Genomic DNA, 18,754 nt, shown 5'->3' with positions numbered 1-18,754 from the left:
CAAGCCATGTGAATGATCTCGTCCGCATTCTGCTTGTTGGAAGGGAGCGTCTCGAGGAGCAGCTTGAACCGCTTATCCGCAGCACCTTATCGCACACTGCCGCGCTGGCTGAAGCCTGAGAACCGCTGTCTCGTGCCGTTCACGGCATCGCTGAAGTAATTGCCTAACACGCCCAATTCGGCGATGGTCTGGGCTTGCGCCAGCTCGTTCCAAATCCGGAACGCGGTGAAGCAAAAGTCGCGGGCGTTGCACATTTACAACCCGCACAGTTATTTGAGATACTAAGCTCGTCGATTGAGACGACCAAAACATACTTCATTCATATTTAGCGGGGGGCAAAAAGGTGTTTGATGTCTATCGCAATGACAAGCGCGACTTGCTCGTTCTAAGTACAGGCTCTGCCGTACCCGTGCTTTACCCTGCACATAAGTGGCGCAAGAGCAGAAAAAGAGTTTTCAAAGTCAGCGACGAGATCAGGTCAGCCGTTCAGAGACAAGGCTATTACGTCCGCCGCTTGCGCGTTACCGATAAGGGATTGATGTAGGTCGAGTGCGTCAGCATCACCCCCGACCAAGCGCCATCCTCGCGCCCTACCGCGTGGTCAACTGCTATGCCCCGTGCCTGCGTGGTGCCGGACGATCCGGTAAATCGATGCTTGCCGAAATTCGATCACTTATTTTCTGCAACTTGGATACCCGAATACCGACCGCGCGCAACCTGATAGACTTTCGTTAACCACTTAGGCGTGAAACTAAAACACAGATTTCTACTGCGTATCGGGCAGCCGTGATTATAACGGCAACTCTAGTCTGAGTTGGTCTGTTCGACCGTTGTCTCGCGTGAAGCTATATTTTTTTTCATCGTTTTTTTGATCGCTTTCGACAAAGCAACGTCATTGCGGCAGTAATTGCCGACCGCAAAAGAGATTTGCGACAATGTCTTCAGTGCTTAGATTTCAGCGGCCTCGCAAATTGAAATCTGGGACAAGTCCCTCAGACCAGAGACTGCCCGACGTTTTAGCGAACGTCGCCGCTCTGTTGTCGCAGGTTGAAGCTCTAAAAATTAAGACAGCAGATGACGCCCGCCAGGCCATTTTTCTTCTTGAACTCGCGAATACTTGCATCCGGCTGATCGTCGGGCAGACCAATTTGGATGAAGAGGTCAGAAAGGCGCTACTTGCTCATTCCGCGATGATCGATATGCGCCTTGGAGCCGCGCGCAGGGACGCATCTATTTTGAAAAGTTGATTGAAGCATTGGAATTTCAGATGATTGGAAATAATCGAAAGACAAATCGCGTTCGGTTTGACCACAAACATATCGTTAGGATTATGGGAGCCGATGGGACATGGCAGCGAAGGTGTCATCTTCTCGACGCGTCTGAAAGCGGTGCCAAACTTGAGGTTGAAGGCTCAACCCGATCCTCTAAAGGCACAAGAATTTTTCCTCGTTCTATCCGCCACAGGTCTGGCATTTCGGCGATGCGAACTGATTTGGGTCGATGGATCTCAGGTCGGAGTTCATTTCGTCACCGCGAGGACAAAGGGCAAAGCGAACGCAGAGAAACAACGTGTTTGTTCATAGGAAGATCTTTAAGTGCAGCTTATTTCCTCTCGAATTATTCCGTTCATCGATACTCAATCCCTCTCAGAGAGCCACGCCAGAGAAGCGTTACTGCATGACAATCGCAGAGGCTTCGTCCTCTATCTTTCTAGCGGTGATTTAGAATCGGCCAGGGAAGAACGCGTCTTGTTTCTAGAACCGCGACAAGCTCTGTTATGGCTAAATGAGTCCTCAGAGGAGCCGGGATCATTTTGGGTATGAGGCATTACGTCCTGACTTAGACACGCAGCCAATCCCCGGACCACACCTTGTCTATGGTTCCTGTCGACCAGGCCGAATGTTTTCGTGATTGGAGCCGGTCTCATTCAAAGACAATGCCGTGATCCTGACGGCGCAGACGAGCAGCGTGATGTCTGGATGCGCGCGCCGTGGGATGAGCGAAGGCGTTACAACGGCCGTTGCCGGATGGCGCGCTCAAGATTGTGATGCGTGGAGCGGAGAAGGAAGTCAAGGCGGCGGGCTGAACGGGAACAACTGGTTGGCTATCTCGTCGCTGCGCCATCCAACCGCGCCAGCCCAGCCTCAATCACGACTATGTCGTCCTCGATCTGTCGGATCGTACTCGTGCAGTCGATCCCGGTACACGAATTGAGGTCTGCGATAAGTTTCCGGCGCTGCATCCGAAGCTCATCGAGAGCCGCTTGGTTCTTGAGGGAGACATAGCCCTCTACGATCAACTCAATAGCACCTGACACTTCATACTCCCCGAGCCTCATGCACATCCTCAAGCACTTCCCAAGCCAGGTTCGGGAGCGCGCCAATAAGGTTACGTGTCTCAGTCCCGCGCTCTGAGTTCGTCTAAAACAACGCGCCTCCGCAACTCGTGCGCAGCCACTGTCAAATGGGGGCCTACCATGAGCCCGAGCCGCTTCAATTTCAGGAGAATGACCGAACGGCGCTGGTTAAGTAAATTATCCGGATGGCGTCAACGCCGACATCGATCTAACAGCAGACGGGTCAAGTAGGTTTCTTGACGCGACCACCGTGGACTTTCTCGATACTTGGAACGTAATGGGACTGCAGGGGAGAATAAAACTGCGAACTCGTATGTAATTGAAATTACTTTGTAAATCAGCCATGCATTGCTTGGCCTGCCGCTTAAGCGTTGAGCCTATCTTCAATAGGACAAGCGCGCCGGCTGGAAGGACATTGGGCCAAGAGAAAGCGAGTGGCCTCAAGTGCCGTCATGCAGCCGAGACCGGCGTGACAGCCTGCCGATAGACCCCGTCCCCCACGTCGCCAGCCGCAAAGAGGCCCGGCTTGAGCGTCGCAAAGCCACCTAAGCCTCGATCAGGGCGCGCTCATAACAGGCTTTATCGTAAGGAAAAACGACCGCCGGATCGGGCCTGTGGAGACGACGGTGCTTTCCGGGATAGTGCAGCCGCCACAGAACATCGCGAATGATATTAAGTCGCGCATGTGCCTTGTCGCCGGCCCGGACCACGGACACGCTCAACTCCAGCACGGTTGTACCAACTGCGATTGAACAGCACGATCTCTCCTGCCGCGGGCAAGTGCGAAACGTGACGCTGGAAGTACCATGAACACCGCTCCCGATTGCTCGGCGGCCCCAGCGCTACGACGCGGGTATCACGCGGGCTTAGATGTTCGACAATCGACTTGATCGTGCCATCCTTGCCGGCGGCGTCGCGACCTTCGACGATGACAAGGATTCGCTGGCCGCGCTCAATCACGCTGCGCTGCTGCTTGACCAGCTCGATTTGCAGCCGGACCAGCAGCGCGTGATACCTATGGCGACTCAAATGTTGCGGAAGCGGTGGCCGGTTCTTCATGGTTCGATCCCTCCTAGTCGCCTCACTATCCAAGGGTTGTCACGCCGACACGACGCTATCCATCATTTGCGGCCCTCCGACCAGCGGTCACGTCACACCTGTCGGATCCTGTCGCACCGCGAAACTGATGTTGTGCTTGCACTTCGACACCCGTCAACATGGCCGTATGAATGAATCGCAGCGTTCTTGCTCGGTGCCTCGTCCGCAAATCCGCCCGGGTTTCGGTCGTCTGGATCGACATTTGCATGGGCACGTTCAACTCGGCCATACTTCCCGAGCGGACCACCGGATAAGGGCCTGTCAGACGCTGTCGCGGATTGGAGCTTGCGTTGATTACGCTGAAGGTTCTTCACACGACGACCTATCGATTCAACGAACACGTGCACCTGTTGCCGCACCGCTTGATGCTTCGTCCGCGCGAAAGCCGCGAGCTTCGTTTGATTTCGAGCAACGTCACGGTGACGCCGCGTGCGACCTTGACCTGGGCGCACGATGTGTTTGGCAATGCAATCGCGACGGCTACGTTTCAGATGACAGCCTCCAACCTGGTGATCGCCAGCGTCGCGGAGCTTCAGCTCGACGCGGTTGCATGGCCGGTGTTCGATATCGCTGTCTCGGCCATGTCTTACCCATTCCGCTATTCTGATGACGATTGGACCGATCTCGGCGCCCTGGCTCTCCCCCAGTTCTCGGACACGGCGGGGGTCCTACGAAGTTGGGCACAAATGTTCGTTCGAGGAAGTCGGACTGATACGCTGTCGCTGCTAAAGGACCTGAGCGTCGGCGTTTCGGAAGCTGTCCGGTACCAGAGCCGTGAGGATGAGGGTACCCAAACGCCGGTAGAAACATTAAAGCGTGGCTGGGGGTCATGCCGGGATTTCGCGGTGCTGTTTACCGAAGCAGCACGCATGCTCGGGTTCGGAGCCAGGATCGTCTCCGGCTATCTTTACAATCCAGAGCAACAGAGCGTCGGATCGAGCGATGCGGGATCAACCCATGCCTGGGCCGAGGTCTTCGTACCGGGCGCCGGCTGGATCACTTTCGACACGACGAATCGCAGCCTCGGCGGCTTCAATCTGATCCCAGTCGCGGTCGCGCGCGACATCCGGCAGACGATTCCAGTGTCCGGCAGCTTCGTCGGCAGCATCGGCGCCTTCGCCGGGATGTCCGTAGAAGTTCTTGTCACATCATAGATCGACGCATTGGACCTTCGGCAGCCTTTCTGATCAGTCGGTTCAGCTTCAAGGCCCTCACGTTTTCTAGAAGGGCCTCAGGCTCCTGCTCATGATGAGCCATCGCCTACTGCGCCTACTCGTCAGTGGGGCTTGGGCAAAGAGTGATATTGCGATAAGTGATGCCGTCCTAATCTGATGGCAAATTCCCTTTCGTTAAATTTTCTAGAATGAGCAATTTTGACCATGAGCTCGCGCCGCGTTGCGGCACAATACTTCTCGCCGCCCTGCTCTCGACATCCATCGATGATTGAGAGAATGTTTGCGAGGAGCGCAGCTATAGCCAAATGATTCCCGCTAACGGCAACACCTGCTGAAGGATCGCCGCTAGGCAGAATGGAATTGGGCGATTGGCATAACCTGTCGACAGACTTTCAGGGCTGTCGCTGATCCACGTCAATCCACACGAAACAAACAAATCGGCGATAGCTGGAACTCTTGTCGGCTTGCCCTGTTCATTCTTTGTCCGATTCCGGACGCATAAGAATTGGTGGATACTATGAAAAGAATTCTATTAGCGACAGTCTCTGTTCTCGCATTCGCTTCTCCGTCATTCGCGGCGGAGACTGGCAAAACCGTTGGCCAATCGCCCTCCTCGTTCTACCTGGCTCAGGATACTGCGACCATGAAGTGTCAGATCGTCGAGAGCCAGCCTGCTGCCGGCGGCAGCATGAAGGTTGTCGGCGCCGCTCACACGACAAAGGCCTCGGCAGAAGCGGCTTTGAAGGCGGACAAAACTTGCGCCAAATAATAGGTTAAGTCGCGGCGCGAGTACAAAGGCGGCTCTGCGAGTTCGCTAGAACCACGAATCCTCGGATCCGCCTCCACCAGCGCCTCGAGCGCCCTGGGTCGAGGTTCTTTATCGGCCAGTTGCACGCAATCGACTTGCCGCTTGAGATGCTCCAAGTTCGAGAGGATACGACCATGAACCAGCAGACAATGAAATACGCGATTGCGGTCGCACTCTTCGGTGCGGCGACGCTCGCCTCGGTGCTGCCTTCGGGGGCAGCTCCGATCTCGCCGAGCACGACTCTTCTGACACAAGCAGCTTCGTCGTCCGCAGTGACAGAAGTCTACTACCGACGCCACTACCGCGGTCGCGGCTACTACGGCGCTCCGGGGGCCGCATTGGTCTTGGCATCCTGGGTGCCGCGGCTGGAGCCGCCGCCTACGGAGCCTATGGGCCAGGCTATTACGGGCCAGGCTACGCGCCGGGCTACTATGCGCCAGATTACTACGGCGGCCCGTATCCCTATCGCCGCCAATACTATGCCCCGTATTGAGGGCACGAGCGACGCTGTTTGGGCGTGGCAACCTCTGTCACAGACCATTCCCACTCAACACGCGCTCGAGCGCGCACTGGATCGCGATGGCGCGGCTGCGCCCTTGTGATCCGGTCAACTGCATCGGCCCCTCCCATCCGGGGTCGCCTGCGGGCTCTTGCAGGAGGTCGACGAATCGCAAGACAGACAAAACTTGAGACCCAATATCCACAAGGTCCCACCAAAGGAGTCGGGCAATGTCGATCGGACTTATCCTCATCATCCTCCTCATCATCTTCCTGCTTGGTGGCTTCAGCGGCCGCTTCGGCGGCTACGGTTACGGCTATGGCCACGGTGGGATGGGGGTCATCGGTACCATCCTGGTCGTCCTCGTCGTATTGCTACTTCTGGGTCGGCTCTGACCCTCGCAGCGTCGGCTGCCTCGACCGGGCGTTTCCCAAAATATCCCGTCCTCGGCGTACCGGGTCCCAACGAGCCCCGACCAGCTGAAGCCGACAATGCCCACCGATGAAGGGGTGTTTGTGCCTGCCTCGGTCCTGCTGCAGCGGCTGCACGACGAGGCACCGGCAGATCACTTTACCCTAGGCTGACTGATGGGTCGCCTACACAAGCGCTCCTCCGGCCTTATCATGCTGCTGCTCGCCGTGGTCGCTATTGCACCGGGTGTCTCGATCGTAGCCGGCCTGCTACTCATGATCCCCGCGTCCCAGATGATCGCGGTCTTCGGTCTCTGGTCATCACAGGGGCGACCAACCGGGGCGGAGCTATGCACTTCCCAAAATCCAGTAACGATGAGGTGCGTCCTGACTGGTTTGGCAACAGTTCTCACCCGCCACCCGGCTGCAAAGTAGAGTGCTGATTTTGAGATATTGCACAAGGCGGCCGCGCGGGTCGCATGCATCGCGTCATCAACGCGATCCTTGCGCTCCTTGACCTCGACCTCGGTCGCGCCGCCGACGCGGATCACCGCGACGCCGCCCGCGAGCTTGGCGAGACACTCCTGCAGCTTTTCACGGTCATAGTCCTAGGAGGTCTCCTCGATCTGCGCCTTGATCTGCGTCACCCGCGCCTCTATGTCGGCCTTCTTGCCGGCGCCGCTGACGATGGTGGTGCTCTTCTTGTCGATCATCACCTTCTTGGCGCGACCGGGGGCGTACAAGACCGTCCCGAAACGACATTCTGCTCGAAGCATCACGAAATAACTGCCAAGGCCGCGGCGGCTAAGGATCCGGTCAAGGCCCTGTGGAGCGAAAGTCGTTGGACGCGGCGGCGGTTGGCTGCAACCGTCAAGGCGCGTCAGCGAAAAGCAACGGCGTGAACAAACTAGCCAACGTAGTGTTAGCGCACACGCGAAGCGTCCTTATGATCGTGCAGGAAACGGGCGATCCGCGTCTTCAACAGGGTGGCGTCGTGCGATTTGCCCGAGGCCGCCTGCTCGAAGAGCCTGCGCTGGACGTCAGTAGGTAGATCATTCCATTCGCTGACAAGGGCGGCACCCAGACATTCCAGGACTCTGCGCTCCACGTCCCGCAAATCGCTGGCCTCATAGGGTAAAGGCCACGCCAGCTCCTGCGCTCCGCCTTCCTCGTCCCAACGGTCGAGAGCGGTTGCCATGCTTCTCCCGACGTTGGCCTTCGACCTTTCTTTTTGACCATTCTATATAGTCGCACATATCGGCATTAAGCGCCATTAGCTCGATCGCGGGTCGATCCGACGCGGCAATCCTTCCAGTACCGAGAATGCCGCGGCCGCGGAACTCGGTAGTTCGCCCATCGGTTATTGCAACGGTTTGTTCGCGCGGCGTACAGGCTCAAGGTTCACCATGGATGTGATCGTTACACCGGCAGAGGGAGGCACGGTTTGGCGGCTGGCGGACCTGCTCGGCCGCTCGATGGGGCGCATCACGGCAAGCGCTCCCCGTCAGTTCATGATCCATCCGGAGGGCCGCGCATCGGAAACTATGGCCGGCATCCAGCAAGGGCCGCACGCCTCGCTCGACGCCGCACTGGCTGAGATCGAGAGGCACATCCGGGGCGTCGGCCGTCGAAATCCTGGCGAAGATCAGTTTTAGACGGCGCCCAACAACCCAGCTCGTCGGCAGAGTATCCTGTATTTACTCTGAGAAGATCTATATGTTTTACAGGTAACGCCTTGATCTTGCCGCTCAATATCCATGCGTCGCGCCCGACCTCAAGCGCCCGGATTGCGTGATGACGGGACCATCGGTTCCGGTAGAAGGACTTGTGGATTTTCGCGGGAGGACCGAGGCGAATGTGGGCTCCGGCGGATGTCACCGCTCGATCATTTGCATTGCCATCTTCGCCGAGATCTTTTCGCGGCTCGGCTTGACGCAACCCTGACAGCGCGGAGGGGACCCGCTTGAGCCGCCTGGTCATCGTCTCCAACCGTGTCGCCTTGCCGGGAGAAGCTGCGCAGCGCAGCGGCGGGCTTGTGACCGGCCTCGTCGACGCTCTGCATCAGGCTGGGGGCCTATGGTTTGGGTGGAGTGGCAAGCTAGGAGAAACAACACCAGAGCCGAACGTTTTCGAAACCGAGGGAGTGACGTACGCCACCGTCGATCTTACCCGCGCGGACCACGACGGCTACTACAGCGGCTTCTCCAACGCGGCACTGTGGCCCTTATTTCACTATCGTCTCGATCTCATGAACTTTACCCGCCGGCACTTGGCCGCGTATCGACGGGTGAACGCCCTACTCGCCGACGCCCTCGCGCCCCTGCTCAGGCCGGGCGATCTCGTCTGGGTGCATGACTACCACCTGATCCCCATGGCCGAGGAACTTCGCCGCGCCGGGGCCACACAACGGATCGGGTTCTTCTTGCATACGCCGTTTCCGTCTTTGGGGGTGCTGGCGACCCTTCCTCACTACGGCGACCTGCTGAAATCACTGTGCGCTTACGATCTCGTCGGCTTCCAGACGGTGGAGGATTTGACCGCCTTCCATGACGCCATCCTTCGCCGCGCAGGCGGCAAGATTTCGTCCGATGGCCACGTTCACGCTTTCGATCGGGTTCTGCGCGCCGGCACCTTCCCGATTGGCATCGATACTGAAGCGATCGCCGAAATGGCCAGTCGCGCTGTAAAATCCCGAACGGCACGCCGGCTGCAGGAGAGTCTCCGGGGGCGCCAGCTCATCATTGGGGTGGACCGGCTGGATTACAGTAAGGGTCTCGAGCACCGGTTCAAAGCGTTCGCCGGCTTTCTCGAGGGCTATCCCGCATACCGCAACCATGTCCGCTTGCTGCAGATCGCCACCGCGACGCGCAGCGACGTTCCTGAATACCGTGCGCTGCGGCAGAGGCTCGGTGCGCTGGCGGGCGACGTGGCCGGTCGCTTCGCGGAACTCGATTGGGCGCCGATCCAGTATTTGAACAGGAGCTTTTCCCAGCGATCGCTCGCTGGCTTCTTTCGGCTCAGTCGCGTCGCTCTTGTCACTCCGTTGCGCGACGGAATGAACCTGGTTGCCAAGGAGTATGTCGGTGCACAGAACCCCAATGACCCCGGCGTGCTCATTCTCTCGCCCTTTGCCTCTCGCCCTTTGCGGGCGCGGCCTATGAACTCGACGCCGCCGTGATCGCCAACCCGTATGACCCCGACGCCGTCGCCGAAGCATTGCGGACAGCGCTGGGGATGCCACTTGAGGAGCGATGCGAGCGTTGGGGGGCCATGATGGCGGTGCTGCGCCGCAATAGCATTACGGCGTGGCGCGAGAGTTTCCTCGGGGCACTCAGCAGCTAACTGGGGATATCGTTCGGAGGGTAGCATCACTGCAGCAGGTCGTGATCCGCTCGTCAACCAAGTCGCCCCAGTCCGCCGATAAAATGGTACTTGGAAATCCTCTCCCTGGCGTAAATGATCCTCGAGTGACGGGACCACTTGCATCCGCCTTGTCGCCGCGCTGACCAGATAGACCACAGGCAAGTCGCCCGCCGCCTTCTCCGCCTCCGCGTCAACGTAGTAAACTTCTTCTGCTGGCTCAGCGCGAGGCACCCCAATCAGCCCCTTCTCATCTCAAAACGCCCTGTACCCGATTGTCATGGCCCTCCTAACTGACTGTGGATTTAACGAATGACCAACGAGCAAAGCCACAAAGTGCACCTAAGTCCCGAAGACCAGGAGCGGTTGCGAGAACTTCGGGCGCAAAAGCCAGCCCGCAACTTACCCAAGCTCGCACTGACGCCGGGCGCGATGCTTGCCGACCGGGTTGCTGAAACAGTTGGTTCTTGGCGCTTCATCATCATCCAAAGCGTGCTACTCGGCATTTGGATCATTCTGAACATGATCGCATTCATCAACCATTGGGACCCTTATCCCTTCATCTTGCTGAACTTGGTTCTTTCTTTCCAAGCAGCCTACGCGGCGCCCATCATCATGATGAGCCAGAACCGTCAATCCGAGATTGACCGCAGGCACGCAGAACACGACTATCGAATAAATGTGAAGGCTGAACTCGAGATCGAATTGTTGCACAACAAGATTGACGCCTTGCGCGAGCAAGAAATCTTGCAGCTACTCAACATCATTCAGCGTTTGTCCGCGCACCTTGCGCCCGAGCTTGTCGCCGCTATCGAGGCCGAAGCGGTGCCGGGCAAGACCTAGGTGACCCCCTTGCTAGTCGCTGAACCGTCAACTGAACTAAGCCGGTTGCTTACTGTCCAGCGAATCGCTGCCTCTAATGCGAATTGTCATAAAGAAAAAGCCGCCAGACTGGCGGCTTCTTCTAGAACAATCACCACTAGGCAGTCGTGTTTCACCAACGGTGATGATGGCCCCACCCATAATGATGGCCTCGACCCCATCCGTAGTGATGACCTCGGCCCCCGTGATGGCCCCAACCGTGTACCTGGACGATTGAAGTGTCGGTGCCGACAAGTGCATTCGGATTTGCGCTCGGCATTGCCGACGCAGACAGAATTGGAACCAGCGCAAACGTGCAAGCTGCAACTCCGATCAATAGAATGCGTTTCATGATGTTATTCCTCAAATCGCGCTTATCGCGATGATTGACAATGCGTCGGCACGCGCATTGTTCCCTCGGAAGGAACCAATATCGTTCAAGGCAACGCTCAAGCGGCGGAAGGTTTTCCAGCCGAGGATTCTTGCACTCCGGAATGAGCTACGTCGCCTCTAGCCGCGATCGCTTTCGGCAAGCGCTTTGTCTCGGGTTGAGTATTGCGGACTGCCTCGGCCAGCATCTCGCGCAGCTGGATTTTCGTCTTTGGCGGTTCGCGCGTGAATGTTTTTGTCCATGTTGTCATAGACAACATATGGGGATGCCACAGGGAGAATTAAACCTCCGTTTGAGGCGCCACCCGCATTCTCGGGAGTGTAGGGCGACTGATCGCGATGCCATTCCAGTCACGGCACTCTCGTGGTGCTCTCAGGCCAGCCTATGAAATGCTGGCGGCAACGCCTCTCGCACGAGTTCGCTTAGATCTAAAGCCTCGCCGCTTTCCGTAATGTCAGAGAATAGAACCTCGACAAAGGGATGTTGGCGATTGAGCGCGGCGCCTCGCTGGTATTTCGTGCTCACGATCCGCTGAAGTGCGGCAAGGTTCAGCTTGCCGAGCGCGTTGTATTGTTCGCGGAACAGACTTTGTAGTCCTCCACGGTGCTCGACAGACTCCGCCCAAACGTCCATCACCTTCCGGCCCATGAACGCCTCGACCCGTTCATTTCCATCCTGAGCAAAAAGCCGTAGCCCGTCCATGGTGTGTGGTCCGTCATCGACTCGAAGCTGTGTAAGTGACATGGGAGTCCTCCTGTTATCGGCGTTTATTTACATCGGCAGGCCGTCGCGGACTGCACCTCCCTCGTTGTCCCACCGTGACAGAGCCAGAGTGACCGATTTCGCATCGCTGGGCGTGTCTTCTGTTAAGGGCAGTTTGCCGCGACCGGCATCATCCTTGTGCTTGTGCAGAAATCGGGCGATTTGTCCGCGGACCGCCGCCGTCTCCAATAATTGCCGACCGACCCGGCGGTGCCGAAGATCTCCCGCCGCAGCGTCGTCGGCAGGGCGCTCCATTGCATGATGATGGCCGCGCCTAGACACCGCAAAACGAGCTCTTCTTCGGCCGCAAGGGCTGCGCCGCTCGATCCGTCCTGCTCCGCAACGTTCACTGCATTGTCATAGTCGTCCGCCAGTCCCTGCTTATTCTCCGCGAGCGAGGCAAGTCGGTCCTGCAGTTCTTGAAATCTACGGATCTCAGCCGGACCGATCGAACGCTTAATCAGTTCGCCGTACCCGGCTGCTTTTGCACGATATTGCTGAGATTTGAACATGCCGGGCCCCTTTCGTTGAAAGTCTCGGCCCATTCCGACCAATCTCGTTGGTATGATCAGACATACATAGATATGGGGATCAAAGGTTCGAATAACGAGCCCAGGGTACAAATAAACTAGCACGAGAAGACCGCGCTAGTTGGCATCGTTTGGCTTCTAACAGTCGCGTCTCTCAAAGAGGCTTGCCACTACAGCTGATTTGCAACGATCCCGTCAATTTCCCAATATTGACCGGCGGGCCGCGCTGCCGAATCCGCATATTGTCCAATCATCGCCCGACTGTCGGCTCCGTCGGTGATAGAGAGTTCGATAGTGCCCCCACCTTATCCCACAGGGGGCTTTGCCCCATTCAAGACCATAGGACGCATCCTCAACTCGGACTCGTAAATTGCCTTCCCACGCCGACCTCTGGGTTGAGCAGACGCGCACAGGTGGACGGTTAATCCTCGTCCCGCAACTCACTCCACGTCAGCCAGCAACAATATTATCAAATGTAACGCGAGGATGCAGTTGGAACGTGTTGCGCTGGGGCCATCCGGCTTCGATATCCGCAAATTTGAATGCGCCAGGAGCGATCACGCTCACATCGTGACGGTTTAACTCATCTGGTGAGTGAGACCCACAGCATTGATGCGCGTGAGGAAGCGCAGGCGGTGTCGCCCGGCGCGAACGAACCGAGGCGCCCAAAAATGGGCGGGCCTTCTCGGTAGAACTGTCGACAAACAGGAGGTAATATCCGCGAAGCGGGGCAAGCCCCGCAAGTGATCGGCTGGCTGAAGTAGCAGTTCGCCGCTCGGTGCGAAACGCTTGGCAGCGAGCCGAAATCGGCAAGTTCGTTGAGTCAAAGGAGGCTCCATGGCGAAGCCGACCAAGGACATGTTCGACCCCAAAGAATTTCTCGCCAGGGTGGGGGCGGGAAAAGCGATTCTCGAATTTCACAAGAACCAGCACGTGTTTCGGCAAGGCGACGTTGCGGACTCGGTCTTTTACATTCAAAGCGGCAAAGTCAAGCTAACGGTCGTGTCGGAGCAGGGCAAGGAAGCAGTCGTTGCAATTCTCGAGCCCGGCCAGTTCTTTGGCGAAGGATGCATGAATGGTCATCCGTTACGCATCGCAACAACAACAGCGATGGACGATTGCGTCATCACGTCGATCACCAAAGAAGCGATGATGGCGGCTATTCGTGACGAGCCGAAATTTTCACAGCTATTCATGTCATACCTCTTGACCCGGAACAGTCGGATTGAGGAGGACCTGATCGACCAGCTATTCAATTCGAGCGAGCGGCGGCTTGCTCGGCTGCTGTTGCTGCTCGCGAATTTCGGCAAGGAAAGCAGCCCGCAGCCGATCAGCGCGAACATTAGTCAGGAAACATTGGCTGAGATGATCGGGACCACGCGATCCCGGGTCAGCTATTTCATGAACAAGTTTCGAAGGCTGGGCCTCATCAGCTATAATGGGCACATTGAGGTCCACAATTCGCTGTTGAGTGCGGTTTTGCACGAGAAGCCTGTGCTCAGAGAGCGCGACTAGTAGAACCGTCCCAAGGAACGGCCCCAGAGCGTGGGGGCGCACTGAGGCCGTCATTTCATCGGATGCTTTGGGGGCACATGCATCCGGTCGCCCATCACCAAGTTACTCCGCCGACATTCGTTCCGGCAGAGGCTCAACTCGCCCTTGTTCGGTTAAACGTTTTCCCAAATCTTGGACCATTTCTCTTGAAGGAGATTCAGCGTTCAGATTCACGCAACGCCGGCAGGGATCATTTCCGCCTGGCGGCGTTTATGCACCAGAGAGCGGGTGTCCGTACCGCCTCAGCGCGTCTTAATCTGGATCGTGTCGACCGAAGGCGATGCCGCGGAAGGTGTTGAGGAGATGTATGGTGCCACTGAACGGCGCCTCGTCTTCTCGATCATCAAGGGCGCAATCACTTCGCGCTCAACATCGCATCATGAGACAAGCCTTTTTGGGAACGATACGAAGCAGCGAACCTACTCAGAGCTGAAACGGTCCCATGAGTTATTCCAATGAACATTCTCCCGATTGATCGCGCGCTAAGCATATACGGCGTCCTTGCCGACCGCTGTGAGACGAAGAGCGTCCGTGAACAGCTCTCCAGGCATCTGATGGACCTATATATCGGCGGGGAAAAAGACCAGCACCGACTCACAGTGCACGGACTATCCTATCTTCGCGATCGGGACCGGGCGCTCGATTCCAGCAACTGAGAAAGGCAACCTGCCAGTCGGGTTAGCGCTTCTGCGCTTGACGCTGCGTCCGCAGCGAATTGCGCCGCATAATTCTCGCGCTCGCGCTTCGGAGTGCGTCCACCTTTGCTTGTTGTGCTTTCGGGAGGGGCGACCTTTGCCGCCCGCGGACCGTGGGCACCATAGCCAAAGTGGTTGCCGCTATCGCGCCGTGCTCGATAGGCTGTACGCTCATTGCGCCGGTAGATGGTGATTTGCGTTTGGGCATCAAGGATAACTCCTGGCTACCGAGTTCGTTCAACGGCTCCCCGACGGGACCCTGCGGACATAAAGCTCAAACGTTTCAATGACGCTACGCTAGGAAGTGATCTCATCGGTCCATACTTTAAAGCCGACCAAGGTATTGGGCCCAAACGTCTGCGTAATCGGGACGTCAGCGGCGTCACGTCCTTGAGCAATCAGTATACGTCCAATCCGTGGAACGTTGTTGAGCCAGCCGGAGCCGGGGACGTAAATCTGGCACCAGGCATGGGTGGCTCCCCACCCAGCCAGGTAGGTCCATCGCGATCCGGAACGTAGATATAGCCGGTGATAAAGCGCGCGGCGAAGCCCAAACTGCGCGCAGCTTCAATCATCAAAACGGCAAAGTCCCGACAGGTGCCTATCCTCAGTTCAAGTGTTGTGGAGAGAGTTTGAGTTCCTGGCGCCGTGCGGCGGTCATACGCGAATCCATCCGAGATTGCTTCATTGAGAGTCATCAAGACCCGGCCCGTCGGGTGTCTCGGTCCGCGCGTGAGAAACGTGTCCAGCCATCGGCCGACATCGTCTTCCGGGTCGGAGAACCATCTCTGAACATACGGTGCCAGGTCAGGCGCCTCTTCTTCATGATACGCAAATGGATGGTCTTTCGCGTTACCTTCAATTCTGAAGTCCGGGGCGTTCTCCGGAGTGTGATCGACCTTGATGACACACTCGAATCGCAAGTAATCGCTCGCACAATCAAAATCGACGTGCGCAACGCAATTTCCGAAGACATCATGAAGCCATCTCACCTCCGACGGCTTGGGCGTTACATCGAGCGAAAAATTGATCAGTCGTTGATCGAAACTGTCCCGCGGGCGCGCCATCAATTGATGCCGGCCGAGCCTTATCCTACGTCTGTACTGATATGTTGTAATATGCCGGACGATGAAGATCGCCATGCTGTCGTTACAGGTGCTCGTCGACGAAGGGTTAAGGGTCACGATCACGGAACAATCGCATTCCGACGGGAATAGCATCTGAGCAAGCTAAAAAATGGGGGGTGCGAAACCTCGGAGATCGTGGTGCATGCGACGCCAGGACCTCGCGCGCCGCGGCTTTAGTCGCGAGGTCGAGATCAGGTGAGGTGACACCGTCGGCCGATTCGTCACACACGCTGCCGTTGCTACGGGTCATGCAAACCAGCGGTAATGCCGCTATTCCCCTTCGAGGAAGTGCCCCAGGGCCTTGAGCGGGCGCAACCTGTCACAGATGATCTTCAGAATCGCCAGCATCGGGACGGCCAGGATCGCGCCAAGCACGCCCCACATCCAGAACCAGAACACCAGCGACAGGATGATCAATACCGGATTCAGCGTGAAGCGCCGCGCCAGCAGCATCGGCGTCAGTGTTTCGCCCTCAACGAGGTGAATGCCAAGGTAGAGAGCCGGCGGCAGCAATGCCCACCATAAGCTTTCGAAGCTCAGCATTCCGACCAGCACGAAGATGCAGACTCCGAAGAGCGGACCCAAAATCGGGATGTAGTTGAGCAGGAAGGCTGCGGTGCCCCACAACAAAGGGTCTCCCAGGCCGCAAAGATACATCGCGGCCGCCGTCGCGACACCCACCGCGGCATTCATAGCCGTGATTGTTAGCAGATAGGCCGATATGTCCTCCTGGATCTGCTGAGATATGTCGACAGCTTGTCGCTTGTTGCCAAACGTCGGCAGGATTTCAACGATGCGTCGAAGGAATATGTTGCCCGCCACCAAGAGAAAATAGAGCACCAAGACCGTCGTAAACAGGCCGTCGAGTACGGAGCGTGTGCCGGCGAAAAGTACGCCCGTTATGCCCAGATCGCGGCGAACCGAAACAATCGAACCCCGGCCAGGCGGGGCATCTGCAGCCTGCTCGGCCTGTTGGATTACCTTTTGCAACGCCTGGATCGGCGCGCTTATAACTCGCAGGTGTGCCTCCAGGCGCGGGATGCCCTCGGGTAGCCGCTCGGCCCAGGTCGTGGCCGGTACCGACAACGCCGCCACCGTACCGACAAGCACTCCAATGACCAGGAAGACGGTGAAGAGCGCTCCGACGGCGCGGGGTAGATGCAAACGCCCCAAGAGGCGGACTGCGGGTTGAAGCAGGAGATTCAGCACGAGGGCGAGCACGACAGGAAGGATGATCGAGCTTGCCACGTAGAGCGCCGCCAGGACACCCAGCCCGAACAAGCCACCGAGAAAGAACGTCCGCGGATCGGACGGCAGCGGCATCTCCGTCTCGTTGGCAGCCTCTGTCGCCGCATCGTCTGGCTCTGGCGGATCATCCAGCGGGACGGAAGGACGCGGCGATGGCGGTATAGCGGCAACCATGGCTTTCCCTCTGAATGTGAGCGTGTGATTGCTTCCGGTACCAATCATACCCCCTTTCAGCGACCAAGTTCGTACGGAAGAGCGCGAGCGTCCCCCAAGGAAGAATTATTCGAGAACTGAGCAATATTGACCAGTAGTCACCGCCGCCGGGACACCAACTGGCTCATCGCCGCCCTGTCCATGGCAGCTTTCGGTGACCGAGAGACCAGTAGCGCTCTCGCCGATGACGTCAGGGGAGCATTATGTCTTCTGTCCACCAGTTGCCAACCTTCGAGCAGCGTCACAGTATCAAGGAGTTCATCCAGATAAGGCGCGATATGTTGCGCTATGCCTGCTCATTCCCGCCGGGGGCCGAGCGCAATCAGCGGCGACAGATTGCCTTATCCCTTCGAGCCCTGCTCAAGAACAAGGAATGGCTGAACACCCATACATGGGAAGGAGCAAAGCTGCTCACTGATCGTCCTTCGCCTTCCCCAGTGAAATAGGGAAGCTCCAATCCCAACTCTCCGCAAGAGCTGCCGGCTGCGCTGGATGCGGTTTGCCAATAGCCCTTGCGATGATCGAGCTGGCTAAACGGGGTGTGTCCGCTTCGCGGCTGCGGCATCACAATCATGAATTCTAGCGATGAAGCTCTTGCTCTGCTCTGTAGGCGGCGCAATCAAGCGGACCGTGCAGCCCACCTAGATGGCAATGAGGAGGATTTCGTCTTGACCGCACTTTGCGCATTCAAAGGTGCGCAGATCAAAACCAGGCTTGTCCGGCTCGATAGAGACCAACCTCATCGGTGTGCGGCATGTCGAGCAGCGGCGAATTCTGAAGTCTGAAACACCAAAACTTGGATTGGATTGACTCGACAGCATGATACTCCCCTTAAGACTCAGGCGGGAGCGCGACACTCTCAGTCACCGATTGTTACCTATGATCGGGCGGTGATCTAATTAGTATAGTGTTTTGGCTCCATCCACGCTGGTCAACATTGCTCGCTTTCGAAAGAAAGGCTCGAAGAGAACAAAATAGGACTCCAGCGGCGGTTGGCTCAGAAAATAAGGGCGGCTCTTAAGCCGCCCTCTGGTTTCTCGTAACTGCCTGTCGTGCGCTTGGCGAGTTCGCTTAACCCTCGATGATGTACACGATCTCGTGGGTACGCGGGCGAAGGATGATGTACTTGCCGTGCACCAGGATGAAATCATATCCACGCCATTCTGGATAGATTTCCACGATATGTGATGGCATCGGATAATAGCGCACACCGGCCGGGACCGCCGTTCCGATTGAGAGATTGCTCGCGCATTTCGGAAAGGAAGGCGTACTTCAGCCTTTTCTGTTGGATATCAGCCAGGAAACATTGGCTGAGATGATTGGAACGACCCGATCCCGCGTGAGCTACTTTATGAACAAATTCCGCAAACTCGGGCTCATCAGCTACAATGGAAAGATTGAGGTTCACAATTCGCTGTTGAACGCCGTTTTGCGTGAAAGGCCCGAAATAGAGCGGGATGATTCAATAAGCTAACGTCTAAACCGATTTGTACTACGTGCCGTCTGGCTCTGAAGATGCCCGTTTGTCAGAGACCGGAAATCTGCGGTCCCAGGTCGGCAAGACGCGAACGACCCCAACCGAGCTCGCCTCTCTCGTGTTGGGGTGGACGGCCCCCTTCCGCCACACTGCGTGGCAAGATGAGGTCGTCGCTGACCTCACACGAAGG

General features: G+C 57.3%; 16 protein-coding genes and 3 pseudogenes. 11 read left to right on the top strand and 8 right to left on the bottom strand.

Translation table 11 applies throughout. The features are described 5' to 3' along the window. Positions 1-343: 343 nt before the first annotated feature. Positions 344-544, top strand: a complete 201-nt coding sequence (locus tag XI08_RS39865) for a hypothetical protein (protein ID WP_271578636.1) — start codon at positions 344-346, stop codon at positions 542-544. 493 nt (positions 545-1,037) lie between these two features. Next, a complete protein-coding gene (locus XI08_RS39860; protein WP_162185855.1) occupies positions 1,038-1,247 on the top strand; it encodes a hypothetical protein in 210 nt (69 codons plus the stop codon). A 1,781-nt stretch (positions 1,248-3,028) separates the two neighbouring features. On the opposite strand, the gene XI08_RS39845 is transcribed toward XI08_RS39860, so the two are convergent. Further along, on the bottom strand, positions 3,029-3,415 hold the full coding sequence (locus XI08_RS39845; RefSeq protein WP_442869909.1) for a hypothetical protein: 387 nt from the start codon (positions 3,413-3,415) through the stop codon (positions 3,029-3,031). Between the two features lie 329 nt (positions 3,416-3,744). Here XI08_RS39845 and XI08_RS39840 point away from each other — a divergent pair, with 329 nt between their 5' ends. Together XI08_RS39840 and XI08_RS39835 are read left to right on the top strand one after the other, a co-directional pair. Further along, complete coding sequence (locus XI08_RS39840) at positions 3,745-4,608, top strand: transglutaminase family protein (RefSeq protein ID WP_271578634.1); 864 nt, start codon at positions 3,745-3,747, stop codon at positions 4,606-4,608. Positions 4,609-6,166: 1,558 nt separating this feature from the next. Further along, on the top strand, positions 6,167-6,331 hold the full coding sequence (locus XI08_RS39835) for a DUF3309 family protein (RefSeq protein WP_082755440.1): 165 nt from the start codon (positions 6,167-6,169) through the stop codon (positions 6,329-6,331). A gap of 479 nt (positions 6,332-6,810) precedes the next feature. On the opposite strand, the pseudogene groEL reads toward XI08_RS39835, so the two are convergent. Next, positions 6,811-7,077 (bottom strand): annotated as a pseudogene (gene groEL / locus XI08_RS39830) (chaperonin GroEL); the annotation flags it as partial. A gap of 191 nt (positions 7,078-7,268) precedes the next feature. Beyond that, entirely contained in the window at positions 7,269-7,544 is a 276-nt protein-coding gene (locus XI08_RS39825; RefSeq protein WP_271578633.1) for a hypothetical protein, read from the bottom strand. A gap of 208 nt (positions 7,545-7,752) precedes the next feature. Here XI08_RS39825 and XI08_RS39820 point away from each other — a divergent pair, with 208 nt between their 5' ends. From XI08_RS39820 to XI08_RS39810, 4 genes are all read left to right on the top strand, one after another. Next, positions 7,753-8,001 carry a hypothetical protein gene (locus XI08_RS39820; RefSeq protein WP_271578632.1) on the top strand — a complete coding sequence of 83 codons (249 nt, stop codon included), beginning with the start codon at positions 7,753-7,755 and terminating at the stop codon, positions 7,999-8,001. A gap of 308 nt (positions 8,002-8,309) precedes the next feature. Continuing rightward, on the top strand, positions 8,310-9,524 hold the full coding sequence (locus XI08_RS39815) for an alpha,alpha-trehalose-phosphate synthase (UDP-forming) (RefSeq protein WP_333929279.1): 1,215 nt from the start codon (positions 8,310-8,312) through the stop codon (positions 9,522-9,524). Then, on the top strand, positions 9,521-9,688 hold the full coding sequence (locus tag XI08_RS46090) for a trehalose-6-phosphate synthase (RefSeq protein ID WP_333929277.1): 168 nt from the start codon (positions 9,521-9,523) through the stop codon (positions 9,686-9,688). Before XI08_RS39815 ends, XI08_RS46090 begins: the two co-directional genes overlap by 4 nt. Before the next feature lie 330 nt (positions 9,689-10,018). Further along, on the top strand, positions 10,019-10,549 hold the full coding sequence (locus XI08_RS39810) for a DUF1003 domain-containing protein (RefSeq protein ID WP_018648616.1): 531 nt from the start codon (positions 10,019-10,021) through the stop codon (positions 10,547-10,549). Positions 10,550-11,330: 781 nt separating this feature from the next. Here the strand turns inward: XI08_RS39810 and XI08_RS39805 are convergent. Both XI08_RS39805 and XI08_RS39800 read right to left on the bottom strand, forming a co-directional pair. Further along, on the bottom strand, positions 11,331-11,702 hold the full coding sequence (locus XI08_RS39805) for a signal transduction histidine kinase (protein ID WP_271578631.1): 372 nt from the start codon (positions 11,700-11,702) through the stop codon (positions 11,331-11,333). Positions 11,703-11,824: 122 nt separating this feature from the next. Beyond that, positions 11,825-12,232 carry a hypothetical protein gene (locus XI08_RS39800; protein WP_271578630.1) on the bottom strand — a complete coding sequence of 136 codons (408 nt, stop codon included), beginning with the start codon at positions 12,230-12,232 and terminating at the stop codon, positions 11,825-11,827. 855 nt (positions 12,233-13,087) lie between these two features. Between XI08_RS39800 and XI08_RS39795 the strand changes: the two genes are divergently transcribed. Then, the gene (locus tag XI08_RS39795; protein WP_271578629.1) at positions 13,088-13,765 is read left to right on the top strand and encodes a Crp/Fnr family transcriptional regulator; all 678 of its coding nucleotides are present in this window, start codon (positions 13,088-13,090) and stop codon (positions 13,763-13,765) included. A gap of 1,132 nt (positions 13,766-14,897) precedes the next feature. Here the strand turns inward: XI08_RS39795 and XI08_RS39790 are convergent. Together XI08_RS39790 and XI08_RS39785 are read right to left on the bottom strand one after the other, a co-directional pair. Next, positions 14,898-15,689 carry a transglutaminase family protein gene (locus tag XI08_RS39790; RefSeq protein ID WP_442869907.1) on the bottom strand — a complete coding sequence of 264 codons (792 nt, stop codon included), beginning with the start codon at positions 15,687-15,689 and terminating at the stop codon, positions 14,898-14,900. A 207-nt stretch (positions 15,690-15,896) separates the two neighbouring features. Further along, positions 15,897-17,048 (bottom strand): AI-2E family transporter, encoded by a 1,152-nt coding sequence (locus tag XI08_RS39785; RefSeq protein ID WP_442869906.1) that lies wholly within the window; start codon positions 17,046-17,048, stop codon positions 15,897-15,899. 242 nt (positions 17,049-17,290) lie between these two features. Here XI08_RS39785 and XI08_RS39780 point away from each other — a divergent pair, with 242 nt between their 5' ends. Then, positions 17,291-17,533, top strand: a complete 243-nt coding sequence (locus XI08_RS39780; RefSeq protein ID WP_271578627.1) for a hypothetical protein — start codon at positions 17,291-17,293, stop codon at positions 17,531-17,533. A 625-nt stretch (positions 17,534-18,158) separates the two neighbouring features. Here XI08_RS39780 and XI08_RS39775 read toward each other — a convergent pair. Next, a pseudogene (locus tag XI08_RS39775) lies at positions 18,159-18,329 on the bottom strand (DUF1236 domain-containing protein); the annotation flags it as partial. On the opposite strand from XI08_RS39775, the pseudogene XI08_RS39770 reads away from it, so the two are divergent. Then, positions 18,328-18,561, top strand: a pseudogene (locus XI08_RS39770) (helix-turn-helix domain-containing protein); the annotation flags it as partial. The pseudogenes XI08_RS39775 and XI08_RS39770 overlap by 2 nt on opposite strands. Positions 18,562-18,754 lie beyond the last annotated feature (193 nt).

Origin of the sequence: Bradyrhizobium sp. CCBAU 11361, assembly GCF_028128935.1 — a bacterium.
In the GTDB taxonomy this organism is placed as follows: Bacteria; Pseudomonadota; Alphaproteobacteria; order Rhizobiales; family Xanthobacteraceae; genus Bradyrhizobium; species Bradyrhizobium niftali.
The sequence above is the reverse complement of the archived record's forward strand: the minus strand, read 5'-3'. Positions and strand labels throughout refer to the sequence as shown.

What these genes read in the sequence shown, in the direction of transcription:
- XI08_RS39845 (WP_442869909.1), bottom strand. Translation starts at nt 3,415, where the DNA reads ATGAAGAACCGGCCACCGCTTCCGCAACATTTGAGTCGCCATAGGTAT.
- XI08_RS39835 (WP_082755440.1), top strand. Translation starts at nt 6,167, where the DNA reads ATGTCGATCGGACTTATCCTCATCATCCTCCTCATCATCTTCCTGCTT.
- XI08_RS39825 (WP_271578633.1), bottom strand. Translation starts at nt 7,544, where the DNA reads ATGGCAACCGCTCTCGACCGTTGGGACGAGGAAGGCGGAGCGCAGGAG.
- XI08_RS39820 (WP_271578632.1), top strand. Translation starts at nt 7,753, where the DNA reads ATGGATGTGATCGTTACACCGGCAGAGGGAGGCACGGTTTGGCGGCTG.
- XI08_RS39810 (WP_018648616.1), top strand. Translation starts at nt 10,019, where the DNA reads ATGACCAACGAGCAAAGCCACAAAGTGCACCTAAGTCCCGAAGACCAG.
- XI08_RS39805 (WP_271578631.1), bottom strand. Translation starts at nt 11,702, where the DNA reads ATGTCACTTACACAGCTTCGAGTCGATGACGGACCACACACCATGGAC.
- XI08_RS39800 (WP_271578630.1), bottom strand. Translation starts at nt 12,232, where the DNA reads ATGTTCAAATCTCAGCAATATCGTGCAAAAGCAGCCGGGTACGGCGAA.
- XI08_RS39795 (WP_271578629.1), top strand. Translation starts at nt 13,088, where the DNA reads ATGGCGAAGCCGACCAAGGACATGTTCGACCCCAAAGAATTTCTCGCC.
- XI08_RS39785 (WP_442869906.1), bottom strand. Translation starts at nt 17,048, where the DNA reads ATGGTTGCCGCTATACCGCCATCGCCGCGTCCTTCCGTCCCGCTGGAT.
- XI08_RS39780 (WP_271578627.1), top strand. Translation starts at nt 17,291, where the DNA reads ATGTCTTCTGTCCACCAGTTGCCAACCTTCGAGCAGCGTCACAGTATC.